Below are 20,520 nucleotides of genomic sequence, written 5' to 3'. Positions count from 1 at the left end.
AGCTATGTGCTGCGGCCTGATGTTTATTGATCCGACGGCACCCAATCGGCCAGCGGCGTGCCGCCGGTGTAGTGGTTTTTCGCAGGATTCTCGCGGAACAGAACGTATAGGTCGATGGGGTCCACGCCCAGTTCGGTCTGTAGGATCGCGGCGATGGCATCAGTCAGGGCCTTTTTGCGATCGGCCTCGCGACCGGGGCGCAGGTCAACAGTGACCAGCGGCAGGCCGTCACCAATCTCGCCGAAGGCTTCACGAACGGCGACATAGTCATATTTGATCTCTTTAGGCGCGAGCGTATCCAGCACGGCCTGCTTTACGCCCTCGCGTATGCGCCTTTTGATGGTTTGCTCTGTTCCTTCGGGAACCTCGACACGAATTACGGGCATGGGAATTTCCTTCCGATACTTATTTGGCGCCACGCAAGGGCGCGCGCTAAGTTAAGCATCGCGGATAATTTGCCTCAAGCCATGGCCCGATCACGATTGTGATGGGCAACGTGGCGGCTGGGCTGTGTTCGCTAGAAGCAATCTAGCGTGGCACACGCGCTCATCGCGTATGCCACAGTTGCTCTTAAATCCGGAACCCGATGGAGAGCGAACCGATGCGCTGTGCTTCGTCCTGTCCGTCAAATTCTTCGCTCATCCATGTCTGGCCGAACATGACACTAAACATGCCAATTTTTGCCTGTACCCCTAGTCGGGCACGCACACGGGTTTCTTCGATATCGACTTGGGAGTTGTTCGGGAACAGATATGATGATTCTGCATGGCCAATATCCGCACCAGCAATGAAGCTGAAGCCTTCGATGTCATGCATTCCGGCGGTTAGCGGCATTCCCGTAACGGCATCACGGGTCCAGCGGTGTTCGTCCGATACGGCGAGGGGGCCAAAGATGAAATCACTGCCAAACCGCACCGTTGTCTCACTGCCTGCTTGGGCAAGGGCATAGGGCCGCACACGGAACTCGTTCTGGATCGAGTAGTTCGCTGCAAATTCAACCTCGACAGTGCCCCCGATCGAGTTCGAGATACGCGGGTCATTGCGGTTGCGCCCGTCATAGCTGCTGTCCAGTCCGAGGAGGTCGTGCGCCTGATGCTGCAAGCTGTGCAGGCCTGTTTGCCCGCCAATGACCAGTAATTCGGCACCAATACGCGTTTCGAACGCTCCGGTACGGGTATGCGCATATGCAGCGAAGCCCAAGGCCGAGCCGTATGACCGGTTTCTGGAAACCGCGCCTGCGCCTGGATTGGCAGGATCGACATAATCGGACTGACCTGTCCATGGTGACACGATCTGGCCGCGTAGGCGGAATTCCACAGCATCATCCGGCGCGAAAACATTTCCGTTGTAGAACCATGAGCGCTGATACGACGCAGATTGCCAGCGATCATTGCCGTCACCTATAGCATCATTTGTGAAGTTACCAATAGAGCCGATTTGGCCGCCTAGACTAAATCCGTCGGCACTTGCCGCTATAGGACACAGGGTAACTACTGCTGTGAGGCAGGCAGCCTTTATGAACGAAATCATGGATTATCCTCTCGGTCGCTGGACACATTTCCGAAGGTACACTGGAAATTTGAACCTGTGTAAAAGATAGTTCATAATTATGATTGAGTAATTGGGTCGGTCGATGCGCGAGATTGAGTATCAATTTATACTTTGGTATAGTTTTTTAGGGGTGTATTTCGCTTATCTTGTGCATTTTGCACGGTCGGTATGTTCGGTATTGAGACGCAATTTTGCGACATATCGCGTCACGAGCATTTAGAGAATCCACAGCTTCCGCAGGTAAGGCAGCCTTCTAGCATCCGTAGTTCATATGCTCCGCAACTTGGGCAGGCTGGTCCGGGTTTTGTGGTGCTGATTTGTGGGGCTACCGGATCAGGGCTGAGAGTGCTGCCCTGTGCAGGCAGGAACTCGATTGCTATCATGTGCCGCTCGATCACACCGCCGATGGCGGCCAGAATTGAGGGTACATATTTCCCCTGCATCCATGCGCCGCCACGCGGATCGAACACGGCCTTCAGCTCTCCAACGACAAAGCTGACATCGCCGCCGCGCCGGAACACAGCGGAGATCATGCGGGTCAGCGCCACGGTCCACGCGAAATGCTCCATATTTTTGGAGTTGATGAAGATTTCGAGCGGGCGCCGCAACCCGTCCACCACAACATCGTTCAGCGTGATGTAGATCGCATGTTCGGAATCGGGCCATTTGATCTTGTAGGTCATACCGTCCACCGCATCGGGGCGGGCAATGGGGGCGTCGAATTGCGGCATCTCAACGGTCGGTTCGGCGGGGGTGTCCACGCTTAGAACAGAGCCTGTGACGGCGTTGGGGCGATAGGTTGTGCAGCCCTTGCAGCCTGTATTCCATGCTTGCAGGTAGACATCCTTGAAGGTTTCGAAATCAATATCGGCTGGGCAGTTGATGGTTTTGCTGATGGAACTGTCGATCCATTTCTGGGCGGCCGCCTGCATGCGAACATGATCCGACGGGGCCAGGGTTTGTGCGTTCACGAAATAATCGGGCAGGGGGCCATCGCCGTGCAGGTCGCGATACAGCTTTACCGCGTAATCGACCACGTCCTCCTCGGTGCGCGTGCCGTCCTTTTGCAAAACCTTGCGGGTGTAGGAATAGGCAAAGACAGGCTCGATCCCGCTGGACACATTGCCCGCGAACAGCGAAATCGTGCCTGTCGGTGCGATGGAGGTTAGCAGCGCGTTGCGGATGCCATGCTTGCTGACGGCGCGGCGGACATCTGCGTCCATCTCCATCATGGTTTCCGAGCCTAGAAAGGCCTCCGCATCGAACAGTGGGAACGGCCCCTTTTCCGCCGCCAACTGCGCCGAGGCGAGGTAGGAGGCGCGGGCGATTTGATGCAGCCAATGTTCGGTCTGTTGCGCCGCCTCGACCGAGCCATAGCGCTGTCCCACCATCAGCAACGCATCGGCAAGGCCGGTAACGCCCAGCCCGATGCGCCGCTTTGCCTGTGCCTCATCCTGCTGCTCGGGCAGGGGGAAGCGGGAGCTATCGACAACATTGTCCATCATCCGCACAGCCATGGCGACCAGTTCGGTCAGCGCGCCCTCATCCAAAGCGGCATCGTCGGTGAACGGTTCAGTGACCAGTCGGGCGAGATTGATTGATCCCAACAAACACGCGCCATAGGGCGGCAATGGCTGTTCACCACAGGGGTTCGTCGCCGCGATTTCCTCAGCATAATATAGGTTGTTACGGCGATTGATCCGGTCAATGAAAATGACGCCCGGTTCCGCGTAATCATAAGTGGACCGCATAATCAGGTCCCACAGATCGCGGGCCTTTACGGTGCGGTAAACCGTGCCGCCAAAGGTCAGATCCCATGTGTGACCTGCCTCAACCGCCTCCATAAATGCATCACTGACCAGAACGGACAGGTTGAAGTTGCGCAGACGGGTTGAATCCTGCTTGGCGGTGATGAAATCCTCAATATCAGGGTGATCGCAGCGCATCGTTGCCATCATCGCACCGCGCCGTGCGCCTGCGCTCATGATCGTGCGGCACATGGAATCCCAGACATCCATAAAGCTGAGCGGCCCCGACGCATCGGCCCCAACACCGGCAACCGGCGCGCCCTTTGGCCGGATGGTGGAGAAGTCATAGCCGATCCCGCCACCCTGCTGCATGGTCAGGGCGGCCTCACGCAGGGCGTCAAATATGCCACCGAGTGAATCCGGTATCGTGCCCATGACGAAACAGTTGAACAACGTGACGGTGCGCCCTGTTCCGGCCCCTGCAACGATCCGGCCTGCGGGCAGGAATTTGAATTCGGACAGCGCGGCGTGAAAACGGTCCTCCCACAGGGCGGGATCGTCCTCAACACTGGCCAATGCACGCGCGATGCGCCGCCAAGTATCGTCAACGGTTTCATCCGCCCCAGCGCCATCCTGTGGTTGGAAACGGTACTTCATCTCCCAAATCTGTTGCGCGATTGGGGCTGCGAAATCGGACATGACACGACCTGCGATCTAGGGAATGGAGGATATGCCGAGTATGAGGCCAGCACCAAATGTGTCAACCGGCGGCAATTCGGCGCGTGATATACCTGCCCGGTTACCTATATGTAGTCGGTACGAAACCGCCTGTAAGGACACATCATGCCGACCGAACCGCTGAACCTGATCAAGCTATGTGTCGGAGCAGAAAAGGTTGAGGACCTGTTGAACTGGCAGGCGCATGTTCGGGAAACCCGCACGGCCCGTGGTGAGCCCGCGGAACATCGCCACGTAACCCGCATGTGGCCCAAACGTGAGGCAGAGCTTCTGGATGGCGGATCGTTGTACTGGGTGTTCAAGGGGCAGGTGCTGGCCCGCCAACAGATCGTGCGTCTGGATGAAGTGATCGGCGAGGATGGCATCCGCCGGTGCGGTATCGTTCTGGCGGATGAGGTGATCAAGACGGAGGCCGTGCCCCGCCGCCCGTTTCAGGGCTGGCGCTACCTCAAATCAACAGATGCGCCGCAAGATTTGGCCGCCGACAGGGAGGGGGAAACCGCCCTGCCGCCGGAACTGGCAACCGCACTGGCCGCGCTAGGCGTTAGGTAAGCGCCGGAACCGGTAGGTCCAAACGACCGCACAGCGTTGCGAATGTCGCACGGTTGGCATCTGACCAATGAGCATTACGCGCCGCAAACAGCGTCGCCTGTGATTTCAGGATTTCGCCATCGGTCAAAATCCGCAGGTGGTTCGCCGTCAGGGTCGCACCGCTGGAGGTGATGTCGGCAATCGCCTCAGCCGTTTGGTTCTTGATCGTCCCCTCGGTCGCGCCCTGTGAATCCACGATCTCGAAATCAGCCACGCCCTGCGTGCTGAGGAAGCCCCGCACGAGGTTGTGGTATTTCGTAGCAATCCGCAGGCGGTGTCCGTGATTGGCGTGAAACTGTGCTGCGGCATCATCCAGATCGCGCAATGTAGTCACATCCGCCCAGCTATCGGGGACAGCAACGATCAGGTCGGCAAAGCCGAAGCCCATATGCGCGACGGCGGGCGTGATCTGCGCCCAGTCGGCCAGCTTTTCCTGAATCAGATCCTCACCGGTTACACCCAGATGGATGCGTCCGGCGGCCAATTCGCGGGGGATTTCGCTGGCTGATAGCAGGACCAGCTCGATCCCGTCCAGACCAGTGACCTGCCCTGCATATTCGCGGTCCGATCCGGTGCGAGCGACGGTGATGTCTGCCTTGGAAAACCAGTTGATTGCATCCTGTTGCAAGCGTCCCTTGGATGGCAGGCCGAGTTTGAGCGCAGTCATTTGGCCACCTCATCAAGTGCGGAGAGCAGGATTTGTGGCCGGATCATACCACCAATGGCGGGCCAATCGGCGGCACCGACCTGTTGCGACAGGCGGTCATAGCGGCCACCGGCGGCGATAACTTGGCCTGCATGGGCCATCTCGAAAACGAACCCGTCGTAATATTCATGCCGACGCCCGAAATCGGCGCGGAACGGTGTGTCCAATGCTTCAGGGCCGAGACGGTGGCACAATTCGCTGAGCCGATCCTCGAACCGCGCCAGCGCATCGTCGATCCGATCACCGAGCAGGGCGCGGACCAGTTCCGGAACCTGCCCAATCGGGCCGGTAATATCCAGATAAGCCAGTAGTGTTTGCGCCGTATTCGCAGGCAGCATGTCATTGGCACGGGCGGTCAGCAATTCGGCGACCTCGGCAGGGCTGCGCTTGCCCTGAATGGTCAGGGTGTCGTGCAGCTTTGCCTCGATATCAGGTCCAGCCAGCGTATCCGGCACGGCGATAGGCGTTTGCATGCGAGTGATCTGTGCGCGCAATTGCTCGGGCCGCCAGAACAGGCCGCGCAGACGGGCGCGGATGCGGTCTGACATGTCCAGCGCATCCAGAACCGCGTGGAACAGCGCAACATCGCCGGTCATCACCGGAACATCCTTTAGGCCGGAGCGGTGCAGCGCCGCGAGGATATTTGCGAAAATCCGTACATCCGCCGCCTCGCGTCGCAGCGAGCCGAAATATTCGATGCCCAGTTGCAGGTATTCCGTGGGCCGATCATCGCCGGGGGCGCTGCGCCGGAACACCGGACCGCTATAGCAATAGCGCGGCGTGCCGGCATCACGGCCCCGTTCAGCGTGCAGCAGGTAAACCGGCACCGTGAAATCCGACCGCAGGGCAAGGCCGTTGCCCATCAGATAGGTCAGATCCAGCAGGGTTTGACCGCCCAGCCCGACATGTGCCGCGTCGTGCAGCATTGGCGGATCAATCCGCTCATACCCGGCCTGTTCAAACCCGCCCAGCAGGCTTTCGGACAGTTCGACGAGGCGGCGATAATCGCTGCCCCTGCGCGCCAGCCCGCTCATTTCGAGCGTGCGAGCAATTCACGCACTTCGCTGACCAGATCGGCGCGGCTCACTTCGAACTGCGCGGCGTTCTGCTTCCACTCCTCGTTCGAGGTGATTTCCTGTGCAAGGCGGGCGCCAAGGGCCAGATCCTTGATCTGAACGATGCCGTTTTCCTTCTCCTGCGCGCCCTCGATAATGGCGATGGGAGAATTGCGGGTGTCGGCATATTTCAGCTGGTTGCCGAAGTTTTTCGGATTGCCAAGATAAACCTCGGCCCGGATGCCTGCATTGCGCAGCTCGGCCACGATGGTCTGGTAATCGGCCATGCGATCACGATCCATGACGGTCACGATGACGGGGCCCGCAACCTCATCCGCGCGGGTCAGGCGATTGTCCAGCGCGGCCAGCAGGCGGTCCACACCGATGGATACGCCGGTTGCGGGAACCTCTTGGCCGGTGAAACGCTTGACCAGATCGTCGTAGCGGCCACCACCAGCGACTGAACCGAATTGACGGGGGCGGCCCTTTTCGTCGAGCACCTCGAATGTCAGCTCCGCCTCGTAAACGGGGCCGGTATAATAGCCGAGGCCACGCACAACCGACGGATCGATCAGGGCGCGGTCGGGGCCGTAGCCCTGCGCCTCAACCATCTCCGCGATTTGCTCTAGTTCTTGCACACCCTTGGCACCGACAGCCGATCCGCCGACCAGTTCGCCCAGACGTGCGCAGGTTGCGGCGTTGCTGTCGCGCAGGGCGGAAACGAAGCCCATGACGATATCGGTCTGTTCGTCGCCCAGACCTGCACCCTTGGTGAAATCGCCGGAGACGTCCTTGCGTCCCTCACCCAGCAGCGCACGCACGCCGGATTCGCCGAGGCGGTCCAGCTTGTCGATAGCGCGCAGCACGATGCCACGCTCATGCGCGCGGATGGTAGGGTCGGATGGGTTCAGCAGGCCGGTGACCTCCATCACGCCGTTCAGAACCTTGCGGTTATTCACGCGCACAATGTAGTCGCCGCGCTGAATGCCCACGCCCTCCAGCACATCGGACAGCATCGCGCAGATTTCTGCATCGGCGGCCACCGTTGGCGTGCCAACCGTATCGGCGTCGCACTGATAGAACTGGCGGAAACGACCGGGGCCGGGCTTTTCATTCCGCCAAACCGGACCAACCGCATAGCGGCGATAGGGCGTTGGCAGGTTGTTGCGGTGCTGTGCATAGACGCGCGCCAGCGGGGCGGTCAGGTCATAGCGCAGCGCCATCCAGCTTTCGTCATCGTCCTGCCATGCAAACACGCCTTCGTTCGGGCGGTCCACGTCAGGCAGGAATTTACCCAGCGCCTCAACCGTTTCCACAGCCGAGCTTTCCAGCGGATCAAACCCGTATTGGTGATAGATGCCGGTGATGGTGCGCAGCATCTCCTGCCGATGGATTACCTCGGGGCCGAAATAATCACGAAAGCCGCGCGGAGGGGCAGCTTTGGGGCGTTGGGGTTTCTTTTGCTTATCCTTGGCCATCGGTCAGTCCTCAAACCCTATAGGGGCTCTGAAATTGGGATTGTTGGCGGTGTAGCGGATGCCCCCCTAGGGGGCAAGCGAGGTGGTTTACGCCAGTCGCGGATATAGGCCCGCATGAAACACCAGCGGATGCGGTGTCGGATCATGTTCCAGACTGTCCACGCGCCCCACAACGATGGCGTGATCGCCCCCCGGATGCACGGCATGGCGGGTACAGCGGAACATCGCGGCGCATCCGCTGAATTCGGGAACACCTGTCGGACCATGCGTCCAATCCATATCGGCAAAGGGATCGCAACCGGATCGTGCAAAGGCTGCGGCCAGTTCCAGCTGTTCGGCATTCAGGATATGGATGGTGAAATGTCCTGCCTGTGTGAAGGCCCCAAAACGGGCGGAGCGTGTTGCCGGTGCCCACATGACCAGCGGCGGGTCTATCGACAGCGATGAGAAGCTGTTGGCCGTCATACCCAGCGGCCCATCCGGCCCTAGCGTTGTGACCACCGTCACGCCGGTTGCGAAGGCGCCACAGGCGTCGCGCAAATCTCTGGCTGTGAAATGGGTCATCGTACACTCCTCGTTTCAACCGGATTTATCCTGTTTCCCGCGCGATGCAATGCGCGCTATCCATAGAACATGGCCGAAAGCGATCTATACCATCCGATTAAGACGTTGTTGAGCGCGCAAGGCTACACCGTAAAGGGTGAGATAGGCCCCTGCGATATCGTTGCCATGCGTGGAGACGAACCCCCCGTGATTGTTGAGATGAAGACCGGCCTGACCATGGCCCTGCTGTTACAGGGCGTGGACCGCTTGGCGATGAGCGAGGCCGTCTATCTGGCCGTGCCGCGCCTGCCGGGGCGCAGTCGCAAGGACGCCACGCGGATCAAGGGGATGCTGCGCCGCCTCGGTCTCGGTCTGATCGTGGTAAAGAATGGCGTGGCCGAGGTGCGATTGGACCCCGGCCCCTATGCCCCCCGCGCGAACGCAAAGCGGCAGGGGCGTTTGCTGCGTGAATTCCAGTTGCGGCGCGGTGACCCCGAAATTGGCGGGCAACCTGCCGGTGCGGTGATGACGGCCTATCGTCAGGGATGCCTGCGACTGGCCACGCATCTGGCACAGCATGGCGTGGTCAAGGCATCGGTAGCGGGCAACGCGGCCGAGGTGGAGAAAGCCGCAACCATCCTGCGCGCCAATCATTACGGCTGGTTTGAACGGGTTGAGCGCGGTTTTTATGGCCTAACCCCCGCCGGTCACGATGCGCTGGCAGCGGATGATTCGACCGCAGATACGTCCCGCCATGGACGCACGGCGTCGCACGCGATAAACGACGCATAAAGGAGCCTTTGCCATGTCTCTCAATTCGTTCGGCCATCTGTTTCGTGTCACCACTTGGGGTGAAAGCCACGGTCCTGCCCTAGGCGCAACCGTCGATGGGTGTCCCCCCGGCGTGCCGGTGGAACCCGCGATGCTGCAACACTGGCTGGACAAGCGGAAACCGGGCAAGACCAAGTTCGAAACCCAGCGGCGCGAGGCGGACGAGGTGCGCATCTTGTCCGGCGTATTCGAGGGGCAGACCACCGGCACACCGATCCAGTTGATGATCGAGAATACGGATCAACGCTCCAAGGATTACGGCAATATCGCGGAGACTTTCCGCCCCGGTCATGCCGACATCACCTATTGGCAGAAATACGGCATTCGCGATTATCGCGGTGGCGGTCGCTCCAGTGCGCGTGAAACAGCCGCGCGGGTTGCAGCGGGCGGTATCGCGCGTGAGGCGCTAAAGGTTCTGGCACCTAACCTGCGCATCGTCGGCGGGTTGGTGCAAATGGGTCCGCACGTGGCCACGGGACGCGATTGGGATGAGGTTGAGAACAACCCGTTCTGGACCCCCGACGCCGCTGCCGCCGCGCATTACGCCGAATATCTGGATGAAATCCGCAAGGCCCATTCCTCGGTCGGCGCGGTGATCGAGGTTGTCGCGCAGGGCGTGCCCGCAGGTATTGGCGCACCGGTTTACGGAAAGCTGGACACCGAACTGGCCGCCGCGATGATGAGCATCAATGCCGTCAAAGGCGTCGAAATCGGTGAGGGCATGGCCGCCGCCTGCCTAACGGGTGAGGCGAACGCGGACGAGATCGATATGGGCCCCGACGGCCCGATCTATTCCTCGAACCATGCGGGCGGCATTCTGGGCGGTATTTCCACCGGACAGGACGTGGTTGTGCGGTTCGCGGTAAAGCCGACCAGCTCTATCCTGACGCCCCGCCGCTCCATCACCAAATCGGGTGAGAGTATTGAGGTCGTGACAAAGGGCCGCCATGATCCTTGTGTCGGCATCCGTGCCGTTCCCGTGGGTGAGGCGATGATGGCCTGTGTCCTGCTGGACCAAATCCTGCTGCATCGCGGGCAAATCGGCGGCAACCGCGGCGCAATCGGGGGCCTGCTATGAAGCGTTTCCTGATGCTCGCGCTACTGGCTGGCTGCGTGGCGGAGCCTGAGGTTGTGGCTGTCGTACCGGTAGAGCCGGAACCGGTCGCGGAACCCCGCCGTCAGTTCAGCGATGATAACATCCCCTTTGACCTGACGGCGGGCGCGGACATTACCGTCATCCCCGATTACTGGGTCGAGATTTTCTGTACACTGACATGGGAAAGCCGCGCCGAGCCGTTTACCGGTGTTGAGCAGTGGAACCCGTGCCTGCGGCCCGACATGTTTACCGACGGACCACGGGTCGCGCAGGCACCTGCGCCAACGCCGGAGCCCGCTGCCGAACCGGAAGCATTGGAGCAGGCCAATCCGGTAGCAGCGGTCCGTGCCGAACCTGTGCAGCAACAGACCTATGTCATCCCCAGCCCGACCACGGTACCGGTTCTGACAGCGCGTTCTGTCGAGTTCGACATAGCGCCGGACCCGACCCTGTTCCTGAACCCTGACGGGTCGTTCTCGCGACGGGCTCAGTAACCCTGCGCGTAATCGACGGTATTGTGCATCTGCTCACCCCGCGATGCGCGAGCAATGTTGCGCGCGGCTAGCACAGCGGCGGATGCGACCCGTGTTTCTGACGCGATATGCGGCGTGACCGTGACGTTGGGATGCGCCCAGAACGGGTGCTCCTGCGGCAACGGCTCAATGCGAAACACGTCCAGCGTTGCGTGGCCGATCTGCCCCGAGTCCAGTGCGGCAATCAGCGCCTCATCGTCGATCAACGGGCCGCGCCCCGGGTTCACAATCATTGCGCCACGCGGCAGCATCGCCAACCGGTCCGCGTTAAGCAGGTTTTCCGTCGCAGGGGTGGAGGGCAGCAGCATCACCACGATTTGCGCGACGCTTAGAACCTCGCTCAGCCCGCTATCGCCGTGATGGCAGGTGATGCCGTCGATCTGCTTGGCAGAGCGGCTCCAGCCGTGAACGTCGAAGTTCAACACGCTTAGCGCCTGTGCGCAGGCCGATCCCAGCGCCCCCAGCCCCAGCATCGCGACAGGGCGATCACGGGCAAGCGGGGCAATATGCGGCTGCCATTCGGCGTCAGTACGCTTGATATCAACATCCATGCCTAAGTGGTTGCGCAGGACGTGGCCGGTTACCCACTCGATCATCCCCTCGGTCATGCCGGGGTCAACCATGCGGGCCAAAGGAACCTTTAGCGTTGGGTTGCCGACGATTTTCTCAACACCGGCCCATAGGTTCTGTACGCCCTGCAATCGGGTGAAGGGCGAAAAGTCCTCCAACCCGCTATTGGGCGCGTAGATGATCCAGTCCACCGTTTCAGGGTCCATCTGGGTGGCCAGATTAACCTCAACCCGTTCCGCCGCGAAGGTGTCCAGCAGTGGTTTGCGATACTTGTCCCATGCTTCGGGACGGGCGGAAAACAAGACATTAATCATCCATAGGCTCCTCTAGGACGGTGGACATGGGCGCTTTGAATCAGGCCGAATGCGCCCAGCAGGACCAGCATCGCTGACCCGCCATAGCTGACCAGCGGCAGTGGCACGCCTACAACCGGCAGCAACCCCATCACCATCGCCATATTCACGGCGAAAAAGAAAAAGAACGTGGCGGTCAATCCGCCGGTCATCAGCGCCCCGAACCTGTCACGGTTTGAAAAGGCCGATAGCAGGCAAAACATGATGATCGCCGTATATAGCCCCAGCAATGTCAGCCCGCCGACAAAGCCGAACTGTTCTGCCAGCGACGTAAAGATGAAATCGGTATGTTTCTCAGGCAGGAAATCCAACCGGCTTTGCGTGCCCTGCATAAAGCCACGGCCCGACAGGCCACCGGCCCCCAGTGCAATCTTGGCCTGTGTGATGTGATAACCGGCACCCAGCGGATCCTTGGACGGGTCGAGGAAGATGTCGATCCGGCGATATTGGTAATCGTTGAGCAATTGCCACGTCTGCCCGCGCGACTCGAATACGGCCCAAACCGTCGTGGCAACCGCCGCAATGGCCGTGCCGAAATACCACCAGCTAACACCTGCTAGGAACATCACCACGCCAGCTCCCGCCACCATCAGGATCGAGGTTCCCAGATCAGGCTGTTTCAACACCAGCATCACCGGTATCGCGGTCATGACCAGTGGGACCGCAACCCAGAACGGGTGCGAGACTTTCTCCTGCGGTAACCACGCATAATATTGCGCGATCACCATGACGAGGGCGACCTTCATCAGCTCGGAGGGTTGCAGGCGCAGCGGGCCAAGGTCGATCCAACGCTGCGCGCCCATGCCAACCTCACCAATGAATTCCACGGCCAGCAACAGGGCAAGCCCGCCCAGATAGGCAAAAATCGAAATCCGCCGCCAGAAATCCACATGGATCATTGCGATGAACAGCATCGCGATAATGCCCAACCCGAACCGCATCATTTGCGGACGTGCCCAGCGATCCAAATTGCCGCCAGCCACGGAATACAACATCAAAAAGCCGGCACCGCAGACGCAGCAGATCAGGATCACCAGTGGCCAATGAACGTGTAACAGCTTTGCCGGACCGGTCGGGGTCGGGCGGGCGTTCATTTGCTCCCAGTAGATCATGCGCGGCTCCACTGTACGCTGGCGCTATCCTGCCCCAGGCGGCGGCGTTCGCGGATGGTTTGGTGCATGGCAGAGGGCCAAGCCTCAATCGGTGGTTCGGGGCCATATAGCGCGCGGATCATCACATCCTGCGCAATCGGGGCCGCCGCGGTGGACCCGCCGCCGCCATGTTCCACAATCGTTGCAATCGCATAGCGGGGCGCATCAAAGGGGGCGAAGGCGACGAACAGTGCATGGTCGCGTCGGTTCCACGGCAAATCCTCGTTTCGGAAAACGCCGGTGCGGCGCTCCGCCTCGGTGATGCGGCGTACCTGTGAGGTGCCGGTTTTACCCGCCATGGCCATTTGAGGGTCCGCGATGCGCGCGCGATAGCCCGTACCGCGCCGGTCATTGGACACTGCAAACATGCCAGCGCGCACTGCATCCAGTGACGCTGTCTGCACTCCTAGCGGCGCACCAGCGGACAGGTCAGCAGGCACGCCGTCAACAGATCGGATCAGCTTTGGCGTGACCGATGTACCGGATGCGATCCGCGCGGCCATCACGCACAGCTCCAGCGGTGAGGCCAGCATAAAGCCCTGCCCAATGCCCGAATTGACCGTGTCACCGATCAGCCAGCTTTCCCCGTGGACCCGCAGCTTCCAATCGCGATCCGGCATATTTCCTGCGCTGACCGCTGGCAGGGGTAAGTCGTGGCGGATGCCTATGCCTAGCCGATTGGCCATTTCGCTGATTTTATCGATGCCGACCCGTTGCGCGATGTCGTAGTAGTAAACGTCGCATGAGTTTTTCAGGCTGTCGCGCAGGTCCATCCAGCCATGCCCACCGCGCCGCCAGCAATGGGCGCGCCGATTCCCGACCTCGATCGAGCCGCCGCAGAACACGGTTTCGGACGGGTTGATGTGGCCTTCCTCTAGCGCGGCAAGTGCGACCACCATTTTGAACGTGGACCCGGGTGGATAAACGCCCGACACGGCCTTGTTATAAAGCGGGCGATATTCGTCAGTGTTCAGTGCGTTCCATTCACCGGTTGAAATGCCAAAGACGAAGCTGTTGGGATCAAAGGACGGGGCCGAGGCCATCGTTACAATCTCACCTGTTTGCACATCCATGACCACCGTGGCGGAGCTTTGCCCCTCCATCCGGCGTAGGGTGAAATCCTGTAGGCCGCTATCAATGGTCAGTTGCAAATCCTGACCCGAGCTACCCTCAACACGGTCCAGTTCACGTATGACGCGGCCGCTTGCATTGACCTCGATCCGCGAATTGCCGGCGGACCCGCGCAAATCAGCCTCGGCTCGTTTTTCCACGCCGTTTTTGCCGATCTGGAAATCGGGGATTTGTAGCAGGGGGTCAGGGTTCTCAATCTGGCTGAGGTCATAATCGGAAACAGGACCGACATAGCCGACAATATGAGCAAAGACCTCATCCGCCGGATAGTGGCGCGACAGGCCAACCTCGGTCAGAACACCGGGTAGGGCAGGGGCGTTCGATGCCACGCGCGCGAAGCTGTGCCAGTCCAGATGCTCCGCCACTGTCACGGGGACAAAGGCGGGGCGGGCGTACATATCGCGCAAAACACGCTCACGCCGGTCGGGGCTGATTTCGATCAGCAGGGACAGGCGGCGCAGCACCTCACCGGGGTCGCCTGCCCCCTCACGCACCATGACGATGCGGTAGTTTTGCTGGTTGATGGCAACGGGTTGCCCATCGCGATCATAGATCAGGCCACGCGCAGGGGGTAGCAGCCGGATGTTAATGCGGTTTTCCTCGGCCAGCAGTCGGTAGCGTTCCGCTTCCTCAACCTGCAAATGGCGCATGCGCCAACCCAGCGTGCCGACAAGGGCAAGCTGTGCGCCCATCAACACCAATCCGCGTCGGGTAATGCTGGGGCTGTTTTTCTCTTTACGGGCCATTTTAGCCCTCACCTAAATAATTGGAGTATGAAATCTTGCCGCTGGTGCGGTGCCGCAGCCCCAGTATCCCGCCACAAAATAGCGCGACGGCAGGATAGCTGAGGATTGTTATGCCTGCATATTGTGCCATCTCAACCGGCATAGGCAATGTGCCAAGGCTGATCCACAACAGCGCCATTTGCAACAGCATTCCAATGCCGACAAGCATGGCGACGGTCAGCCATTCCAGCGGAAATGCAGTGTCGCGCAATGTGCGGATCTGGGCGCGCAGCAGCTCTGTTATCAGAACCAACGTCAATGCGCCGATGCCGATGGGCCGCATCAGGATCATATCCGCGATCAGCCCAAGAGCGAACAGCACAAGGATCGGCGCGCAGTCAGGTCTGCGCAGCACCCAGTAACAGCACAGCATCAGCAGTAAATCAGGCATCGGCCATTGTGTGGCGCCCGGTTGAACTGGAACTGCCACGATCAGGATGCTGGCAAAACCTGTCAGCGCCAGCATCAGGATACGGGTCAGGCGGCGGGTCATTCCGGCTCCTCACCGAAAAAGAATTGCTCATCGGTAATCAGGCCACCGGGTTGGTCGATGGCGGGGCGCGGGCGATAGTTCAGCACGCGCACAAACCGCAATTGTTGGTAATCGGCGGCAAGGCGCAGGCGCAGGCGTCCATTTGCAGAGACGATCACCTGACCGGCCAGAACATCGGCGGGCAGGACACGTCCGTCGCCTGAGGTGACAACCCTGTCACCGGCCTGAACACGTTCGGTATCCTCAACAAAATCGATCAGCGGCGCGTCGGTATTGTCACCAATCAGGATCGCGCGCTGCCCCGACGGTTGCAGGATGACCGGCACGCGGCTGTTAATATCGGTCAGGAAAATCACGCGGCTGGTTTCCTCACCAACGCCGGAAATCCGCCCGACCAGACCCAGTCCGTCCAGCGCGGCGGATCCATCCATGACCCCGTTCTCAGACCCGACATTCAGCAGGCCGGAGCGGCTGAACGGGCCTGCGCCCTCTGCCATGATCTCACCGGTGATAAAGGTTGCCTGCGGGGACAGTTGCACGTTGTTCAGCGCGCGCAGGCGGGCATTGCGTTGTTCCAGCTGCAATGCGGCCTCGTGCCAGCCGTTCATGGCCTGCAATTCGCGGCGCAGTTCCTCGTTCTGTTCGTAAACCCGCACATAGGACTGGAAATCCTGCACCATGCTGGTGACCTTGGCCGCGGGGCGTGTGGTCCATTCCAGACTGGGCAGGACAGCATCCGCCACGGCCATTTGCAGGCGTTCAACCCGTGGGCTGTCGATGCGCCACAGGATGAACAGGGCAAGGCAGATCAATACGATCACGCCCAGCAAGATTTGCCGCGTGGTTCGCCAAAGGCTGTTTTGATCCTGTCCACTCGTATAGGCCACGCTCGGACTCCCGCCACGGGCTTACATTCGATGCCTGACCCACAGATTAACGCGGGTAGGACATCCACTCAAAATCAACGGTTACTGGTTGCCGTAATCGATGACGTGCTGGATTTTGCGCTCGAATTCCAGGCTTTTGCCGGTGCCCAGAGCAACACAATTCAGGGCGTCATCCGCCACCGTAATCGCCAGACCGGTCTGTTCGCGCAGGGCCAGATCCAGATCACCCAGCAATGCACCGCCACCGGTCAGCATAACGCCACGATCAACGATATCTGCGGCCAGATCAGGGGGCGTTGCCTCCAGCGCGGTCATCACCGCCTCACAGATTTGCTGGACCGGTTCGGCCAGCGCCTCTGCCACTTGGGCCTGCGTAACCTCGGTTTCCTTGGGCACGCCGGTCAGCAGGTCGCGACCGCGGATTTCCATGGCGTGACCGCGACCATCCTCAGGCATACGGGCGGACCCGATGGAGGTTTTGATCCGCTCTGCCGTTGCCTCGCCCACCAACAGGTTATGTTGGCGACGCAGATACGAAATAATTGCCTCGTCCATACGGTCGCCACCCACGCGGACGGAGCGCGCATAGACGATATCGCCTAGGGACAGCACAGCCACCTCGGTCGTGCCGCCGCCAATATCCACAACCATCGATCCGGTTGGTTCGGTGATGGGCAGGCCCGCACCGATTGCTGCGGCGATCGGTTCTGCGATCAAACCTGCCTTGCGTGCGCCGGCGGCCAGAACGCTTTCGCGGATAGCCTTCTTCTCAACGGGGGTGGCACCGTGAGGGACGCAGACGATGATTTTGGGTTTGCCGCGTTTGTTCACCTTGTTGATGAAGTGCTTGATCATCGCTTCGGCCACGTCGAAATCGGCGATAACGCCGTCGCGCATGGGGCGAATGGCCTCGATCGAGCCGGGCGTGCGGCCAAGCATCAGCTTCGCTTCCTCGCCCACTTCGAGAACCTTTTTGCGTCCGTCGCGCACATGATATGCCACTACAGACGGTTCGTTTAGGACGATCCCTTTGCCCTTCACGTAAATCAGCGTGTTGGCGGTTCCGAGATCGATTGCCATGTCCGATGAGAACATGCCTGAAATAATACTGAACATCTACGCACTGCCCCTGACCCGATACGTGCGCCATTCCCATTGCGGCGTCTTTTCGCATCACTGACAGTCTTATACGACTCACAGTCCCGTACCGTAAAGGGTGTGCAGGATGGGAATGCACGACAATGCAAGCCCAGATCGCATGCTGTCCCCCGCTGTGAGCAAAGAACCGCCGAGTAAGTCACTCATGTAACGCCAATTTGCGGAATAGACGCCCGATTTGCGGCGGCGCGAATCAGTTGGCCCGGTATTCAGTGCCGGTCGAAATCAACGGGTCACAGCGTCGGGAGTTTGTCCTGAAAGGCGCCGAATTATCTACAAGGGGAATAGTACCATGGACCAATTGCAAAGGTATGAGCAGTTCGCCGCGCTTCATCAGCCGGGCGTGCCTGTCGTGCTGGTTAATATCTGGGATGCGGGCAGTGCGCGCGCCGTCGTGGCAGGTGGGGCGGTTGCGGTTGCCACCGGTTCCGCCTCTGTCGCGGGGGCGTTGGGGTGCGCTGATGGTGAGGAATTGCCGATGGAGTGGTCGTTGCAGGCTGCCCGTCGGATTGTTGCTGCTGTGCATGTGCCGCTGACTCTCGATTTCGAGGGCGGATATGCCCAAGGCGCTGCGGAATTGTCTGCAAACGCTGCATCGGTTGTGGAAACCGGCGCGGTCGGGCTGAATTTCGAGGATCAGGTCGTCGGCAGCAGCAACCTGTATGATGTGGCCGAACAGGCGACACGCGTGGCGGCCCTGCGCAGTGGTGCCGGGTCCGCGTTTTGGATCAATGCCCGCACGGATGTGTTCCTCAAGGCCAAGCCTGACACGCATGACATGGCCAAGGTCGATCAGGCGCTGCGCCGTGGTGATGAATATGCCAAGGCTGGGGCCGATAGCTTGTTTGTGCCCGGTCTGCGCGATCTGGATCTGATCCGCAGCGTGTGTGAGCGTTCGTCCTTACCGGTCAACATCCTGATGTTTCCTGACATGGCCACACGGGCCGAGCTGGCGCAATGCGGTGTTGCGCGCATCAGTCACGGGCCATTCCCGTGGGTTGCAGCAATGGCTGCGGTGGCTGTGGCGACAAAGGTGGCCATGTCCTAGAGATCAGATTGTGGCGCCCGTTTTTGCCTTGATCGATGCCTTTAATACGGCTGGGCGCAGCATTTCAAAGCGTCCAGTCAGACCGCCAAAACCTAAGAAGCGCCAAGCGCCTACGATATGCGTCAATGACGGGTTTATCGTGCCGGAGTAGTGCACAAAATCGGCATCTGGATGCGATATTTGATAGGTTTTGACGAATGTGATGGTTTGGCCCGACCGCTCACCATTCAGATCGGCGCGCAGTGTTGATGGAGCATCGGCCATGAAGGTATTCGGCTCATCGCTCCACCCGTCAATTATGCCGGCATGTTCATCTAGCAGGGCTGTGAACGTAACCGGTGGCGCGAAGCGGGCGGGATAGGTGTAGCGCCCCGACCAATGGCCGGAGACGCTGATTTTGTCGCGCGACATTAGCTGGTGATGTCTTCGGGTGCGGATTTCTCACGCCGGACCATCAGTTTATTCAACGCGTTGATATACGCCTTGGCCGAGGCAACGACCGTGTCGGTATCGCTGGATTGTCCTGCGACGATCTTGCCGTCCTCCTCCAGCCGAACGCTGACGGTGGCCTGCGCATCGGTGCCCTCGGTCACGGCGTGCACCTGATACAGCGCCAGACGGGCCGTGTGCGGGACCATTTCCTTTAGTGCGTTGAACGTCGCATCAACAGGGCCGTCGCCAGTGGTCTGGGCACTTTTTGCTGTACCCTCAACCATCAGGGACATGGTGCAGGTCTGCGGACCAGTGGTGCCGCAGCGAACCTCCATCTCCGTCAGGCGCACGGTGTCGTGGCCTGCGCTGGTGGTCTGGTCGGACATCAGCGCCACGAGATCCTCGTCATAGACCTCCTTCTTGCGGTCAGCCAGATCCTTGAACCGGACGAACACATCCTTGAGCTGGTTGTCGCCCAGCTCATAGCCGAGGTTTTCCAGCTTGGAGCGCAGCGCGGCGCGGCCCGAATGCTTGCCCATCACCAGCGAGGTTTCGGACAGGCCGACATCCTCGGGGCGCATGATCTCGAACGAGGTGGAATCCTTGAGCATCCCATCCTGATGGATGCCGCTCTCATGGGCGAAGGCGTTTTTGCCGACGATCGCCTTGTTATACTGCACGGCAAAGCCGGAAACCGATGCAACCATGCGGCTGGCATGCATGATGCGGCTGGTATCAATCTGGGTCTGGTACGGCATAATGTCATTGCGCACCTTCAGAGCCATGACGACTTCCTCCAGCGCGGTATTGCCGGCCCGTTCGCCCAAACCGTTAATGGTACATTCGATCTGACGCGCACCTGCCTCAACTGCGGCGAGGGAGTTCGCCGTCGCCATGCCCAGATCGTTGTGGCAGTGCGTGGCGAAAATCACCTCATCCGCGCCGGGAACCTCTGCGATCAGCATGCGGATCAGCTCTGCGCTTTCGCGTGGAGCGGTGTAGCCGACGGTGTCGGGCACGTTGATCGTGGTGGCGCCTGCCTTGATCGCGATCTCGACCGTCCGCTTCAGGAAGTCATGCTCCGTCCGTGTCGCATCCATCGAGGACCACTGCACGTTGTCGGTCAGGTTGCGGGCATGGGTGACCATGTTGTGAATGTGCTCGGCCATTTCATCCATGCTCATCCCTGTGATGCCGCGATGGCTGGGGGATGTGCCGATAAAGGTGTGGATGCGGGGGCGAGCGGCGTGCTTGATCGCCTCCCATGCGCGGTCAATATCACCGGTTGCGGCGCGGGACAGGCCGCAGATTTGCGCACTTTTCGCGATCTTGGCGATTTCGCTGACGGCGGCGAAATCACCGGGGGATGCGATGGGGAATCCTGCCTCGATGATATCCACGCCCATTTCGTCGAGCAGGGTGGCGATCTCCACCTTCTCCTCATGGGTCATGGAGGCACCGGGGGATTGCTCACCGTCGCGCAGCGTGGTGTCGAAGATCAGGACTTGGTCCTGTTTCTGATCGGTCATGTGGATGTATCCTTAGAGCTTGTTGTGGTCGATCCGGCGCTCACTTCTCATATCCCCTGAGCGCGCGCGCCAGGGTCCCGGCACGCTCAGAGGCTGCTTAGGAGAAGGAGGCT

20 protein-coding genes are annotated in these 20,520 nt (G+C 60.1%); 5 read left to right on the top strand and 15 right to left on the bottom strand.

Annotated elements, in window-relative coordinates:
* Positions 1-23 precede the first annotated feature (23 nt).
* From CR254_RS04515 to CR254_RS04505, 3 genes are all read right to left on the bottom strand, one after another.
* Positions 24-386: a tautomerase family protein gene (locus tag CR254_RS04515; protein WP_097928593.1), complete on the bottom strand. Its 363-nt coding sequence runs from the start codon at positions 384-386 to the stop codon at positions 24-26.
* Between the two features lie 184 nt (positions 387-570).
* Entirely contained in the window at positions 571-1,530 is a 960-nt protein-coding gene (locus tag CR254_RS04510; protein ID WP_097928592.1) for a lipid A-modifier LpxR family protein, read from the bottom strand.
* A gap of 227 nt (positions 1,531-1,757) precedes the next feature.
* Positions 1,758-3,998 (bottom strand): adenosylcobalamin-dependent ribonucleoside-diphosphate reductase, encoded by a 2,241-nt coding sequence (locus CR254_RS04505; RefSeq protein WP_097928591.1) that lies wholly within the window; start codon positions 3,996-3,998, stop codon positions 1,758-1,760.
* A gap of 144 nt (positions 3,999-4,142) precedes the next feature.
* Between CR254_RS04505 and CR254_RS04500 the strand changes: the two genes are divergently transcribed.
* Entirely contained in the window at positions 4,143-4,589 is a 447-nt protein-coding gene (locus tag CR254_RS04500) for a DUF1489 family protein (protein ID WP_097928590.1), read from the top strand.
* Here CR254_RS04500 and hisG read toward each other — a convergent pair.
* The 4 genes from hisG to CR254_RS04480 all read right to left on the bottom strand — a co-directional run bounded on the left by hisG (position 4,582) and on the right by CR254_RS04480 (position 8,431).
* On the bottom strand, positions 4,582-5,295 hold the full coding sequence (hisG, locus tag CR254_RS04495) for an ATP phosphoribosyltransferase (RefSeq protein ID WP_097928589.1): 714 nt from the start codon (positions 5,293-5,295) through the stop codon (positions 4,582-4,584). The two genes, CR254_RS04500 and hisG, sit on opposite strands and share 8 nt — an antisense overlap.
* Entirely contained in the window at positions 5,292-6,368 is a 1,077-nt protein-coding gene (locus CR254_RS04490) for an ATP phosphoribosyltransferase regulatory subunit (RefSeq protein WP_097928588.1), read from the bottom strand. Before CR254_RS04490 ends, hisG begins: the two co-directional genes overlap by 4 nt.
* Entirely contained in the window at positions 6,365-7,867 is a 1,503-nt protein-coding gene (gene hisS / locus CR254_RS04485) for a histidine--tRNA ligase (RefSeq protein ID WP_097928587.1), read from the bottom strand. The genes CR254_RS04490 and hisS overlap by 4 nt, the downstream gene beginning before the upstream one ends.
* An 87-nt stretch (positions 7,868-7,954) precedes the next feature.
* Entirely contained in the window at positions 7,955-8,431 is a 477-nt protein-coding gene (locus CR254_RS04480; RefSeq protein ID WP_097928586.1) for a flavin reductase family protein, read from the bottom strand.
* Positions 8,432-8,500: 69 nt separating this feature from the next.
* On the opposite strand from CR254_RS04480, the gene CR254_RS04475 reads away from it, so the two are divergent.
* Genes CR254_RS04475 through CR254_RS04465 form a run of 3 tightly spaced genes read left to right on the top strand, consistent with a single transcriptional unit; the run spans position 8,501 to position 10,831 of the window.
* The gene (locus tag CR254_RS04475; RefSeq protein ID WP_097928585.1) at positions 8,501-9,202 is read left to right on the top strand and encodes a DUF2161 domain-containing phosphodiesterase; all 702 of its coding nucleotides are present in this window, start codon (positions 8,501-8,503) and stop codon (positions 9,200-9,202) included.
* 13 nt (positions 9,203-9,215) lie between these two features.
* Entirely contained in the window at positions 9,216-10,319 is a 1,104-nt protein-coding gene (aroC, locus tag CR254_RS04470; protein ID WP_097928584.1) for a chorismate synthase, read from the top strand.
* The gene (locus tag CR254_RS04465) at positions 10,316-10,831 is read left to right on the top strand and encodes a hypothetical protein (RefSeq protein WP_097928583.1); all 516 of its coding nucleotides are present in this window, start codon (positions 10,316-10,318) and stop codon (positions 10,829-10,831) included. Before aroC ends, CR254_RS04465 begins: the two co-directional genes overlap by 4 nt.
* On the opposite strand, the gene CR254_RS04460 is transcribed toward CR254_RS04465, so the two are convergent.
* The 6 genes from CR254_RS04460 to CR254_RS04435 form a co-directional block, all read right to left on the bottom strand.
* The gene (locus CR254_RS04460) at positions 10,825-11,754 is read right to left on the bottom strand and encodes a 2-hydroxyacid dehydrogenase (protein ID WP_097928582.1); all 930 of its coding nucleotides are present in this window, start codon (positions 11,752-11,754) and stop codon (positions 10,825-10,827) included. The two genes, CR254_RS04465 and CR254_RS04460, sit on opposite strands and share 7 nt — an antisense overlap.
* Positions 11,751-12,902, bottom strand: coding sequence for a rod shape-determining protein RodA (gene rodA, locus CR254_RS04455; RefSeq protein ID WP_425440244.1), 1,152 nt, complete (start codon positions 12,900-12,902; stop codon positions 11,751-11,753). The genes CR254_RS04460 and rodA overlap by 4 nt, the downstream gene beginning before the upstream one ends.
* On the bottom strand, positions 12,902-14,821 hold the full coding sequence (gene mrdA / locus CR254_RS04450; protein WP_097928580.1) for a penicillin-binding protein 2: 1,920 nt from the start codon (positions 14,819-14,821) through the stop codon (positions 12,902-12,904). Before mrdA ends, rodA begins: the two co-directional genes overlap by 1 nt.
* Position 14,822: 1 nt before the next feature.
* Positions 14,823-15,353, bottom strand: coding sequence for a rod shape-determining protein MreD (gene mreD, locus CR254_RS04445; RefSeq protein WP_097928579.1), 531 nt, complete (start codon positions 15,351-15,353; stop codon positions 14,823-14,825).
* Positions 15,350-16,240, bottom strand: coding sequence for a rod shape-determining protein MreC (gene mreC, locus CR254_RS04440; protein WP_245851374.1), 891 nt, complete (start codon positions 16,238-16,240; stop codon positions 15,350-15,352). The genes mreD and mreC overlap by 4 nt, the downstream gene beginning before the upstream one ends.
* A gap of 81 nt (positions 16,241-16,321) precedes the next feature.
* On the bottom strand, positions 16,322-17,356 hold the full coding sequence (locus tag CR254_RS04435; RefSeq protein ID WP_097928578.1) for a rod shape-determining protein: 1,035 nt from the start codon (positions 17,354-17,356) through the stop codon (positions 16,322-16,324).
* Positions 17,357-17,690: 334 nt separating this feature from the next.
* On the opposite strand from CR254_RS04435, the gene CR254_RS04430 reads away from it, so the two are divergent.
* Positions 17,691-18,446 carry an isocitrate lyase/PEP mutase family protein gene (locus CR254_RS04430; RefSeq protein WP_097928577.1) on the top strand — a complete coding sequence of 252 codons (756 nt, stop codon included), beginning with the start codon at positions 17,691-17,693 and terminating at the stop codon, positions 18,444-18,446.
* Positions 18,447-18,449: 3 nt separating this feature from the next.
* On the opposite strand, the gene CR254_RS04425 is transcribed toward CR254_RS04430, so the two are convergent.
* The gene (locus CR254_RS04425; RefSeq protein ID WP_097928576.1) at positions 18,450-18,857 is read right to left on the bottom strand and encodes a hypothetical protein; all 408 of its coding nucleotides are present in this window, start codon (positions 18,855-18,857) and stop codon (positions 18,450-18,452) included.
* Positions 18,857-20,407: a 2-isopropylmalate synthase gene (locus CR254_RS04420; RefSeq protein ID WP_097928575.1), complete on the bottom strand. Its 1,551-nt coding sequence runs from the start codon at positions 20,405-20,407 to the stop codon at positions 18,857-18,859. The genes CR254_RS04425 and CR254_RS04420 overlap by 1 nt, the downstream gene beginning before the upstream one ends.
* Between the last annotated feature and the right edge of the window lie 113 nt (positions 20,408-20,520).

The organism is Pontivivens marinum (assembly GCF_900231835.1).
Lineage (GTDB): Bacteria > Pseudomonadota > Alphaproteobacteria > Rhodobacterales > Rhodobacteraceae > Pontivivens > Pontivivens marinum.
This window is presented reverse-complemented; position numbering and strand designations above follow the sequence as displayed.

Bases quoted from the DNA above. Each gene is read 5' to 3' on its own strand.
- CR254_RS04515 (WP_097928593.1), bottom strand. From the start codon at position 386: ATGCCCGTAATTCGTGTCGAGGTTCCCGAAGGAACAGAGCAAACCATC.
- CR254_RS04490 (WP_097928588.1), bottom strand. From the start codon at position 6,368: ATGAGCGGGCTGGCGCGCAGGGGCAGCGATTATCGCCGCCTCGTCGAA.
- CR254_RS04510 (WP_097928592.1), bottom strand. From the start codon at position 1,530: ATGATTTCGTTCATAAAGGCTGCCTGCCTCACAGCAGTAGTTACCCTG.
- CR254_RS04425 (WP_097928576.1), bottom strand. From the start codon at position 18,857: ATGTCGCGCGACAAAATCAGCGTCTCCGGCCATTGGTCGGGGCGCTAC.
- CR254_RS04430 (WP_097928577.1), top strand. From the start codon at position 17,691: ATGGACCAATTGCAAAGGTATGAGCAGTTCGCCGCGCTTCATCAGCCG.
- CR254_RS04465 (WP_097928583.1), top strand. From the start codon at position 10,316: ATGAAGCGTTTCCTGATGCTCGCGCTACTGGCTGGCTGCGTGGCGGAG.
- aroC (WP_097928584.1), top strand. From the start codon at position 9,216: ATGTCTCTCAATTCGTTCGGCCATCTGTTTCGTGTCACCACTTGGGGT.
- CR254_RS04475 (WP_097928585.1), top strand. From the start codon at position 8,501: ATGGCCGAAAGCGATCTATACCATCCGATTAAGACGTTGTTGAGCGCG.
- hisG (WP_097928589.1), bottom strand. From the start codon at position 5,295: ATGACTGCGCTCAAACTCGGCCTGCCATCCAAGGGACGCTTGCAACAG.
- mreD (WP_097928579.1), bottom strand. From the start codon at position 15,353: ATGACCCGCCGCCTGACCCGTATCCTGATGCTGGCGCTGACAGGTTTT.
- CR254_RS04480 (WP_097928586.1), bottom strand. From the start codon at position 8,431: ATGACCCATTTCACAGCCAGAGATTTGCGCGACGCCTGTGGCGCCTTC.
- mrdA (WP_097928580.1), bottom strand. From the start codon at position 14,821: ATGGCCCGTAAAGAGAAAAACAGCCCCAGCATTACCCGACGCGGATTG.
- CR254_RS04420 (WP_097928575.1), bottom strand. From the start codon at position 20,407: ATGACCGATCAGAAACAGGACCAAGTCCTGATCTTCGACACCACGCTG.
- hisS (WP_097928587.1), bottom strand. From the start codon at position 7,867: ATGGCCAAGGATAAGCAAAAGAAACCCCAACGCCCCAAAGCTGCCCCT.
- CR254_RS04435 (WP_097928578.1), bottom strand. From the start codon at position 17,356: ATGTTCAGTATTATTTCAGGCATGTTCTCATCGGACATGGCAATCGAT.
- CR254_RS04505 (WP_097928591.1), bottom strand. From the start codon at position 3,998: ATGTCCGATTTCGCAGCCCCAATCGCGCAACAGATTTGGGAGATGAAG.
- CR254_RS04460 (WP_097928582.1), bottom strand. From the start codon at position 11,754: ATGATTAATGTCTTGTTTTCCGCCCGTCCCGAAGCATGGGACAAGTAT.
- CR254_RS04500 (WP_097928590.1), top strand. From the start codon at position 4,143: ATGCCGACCGAACCGCTGAACCTGATCAAGCTATGTGTCGGAGCAGAA.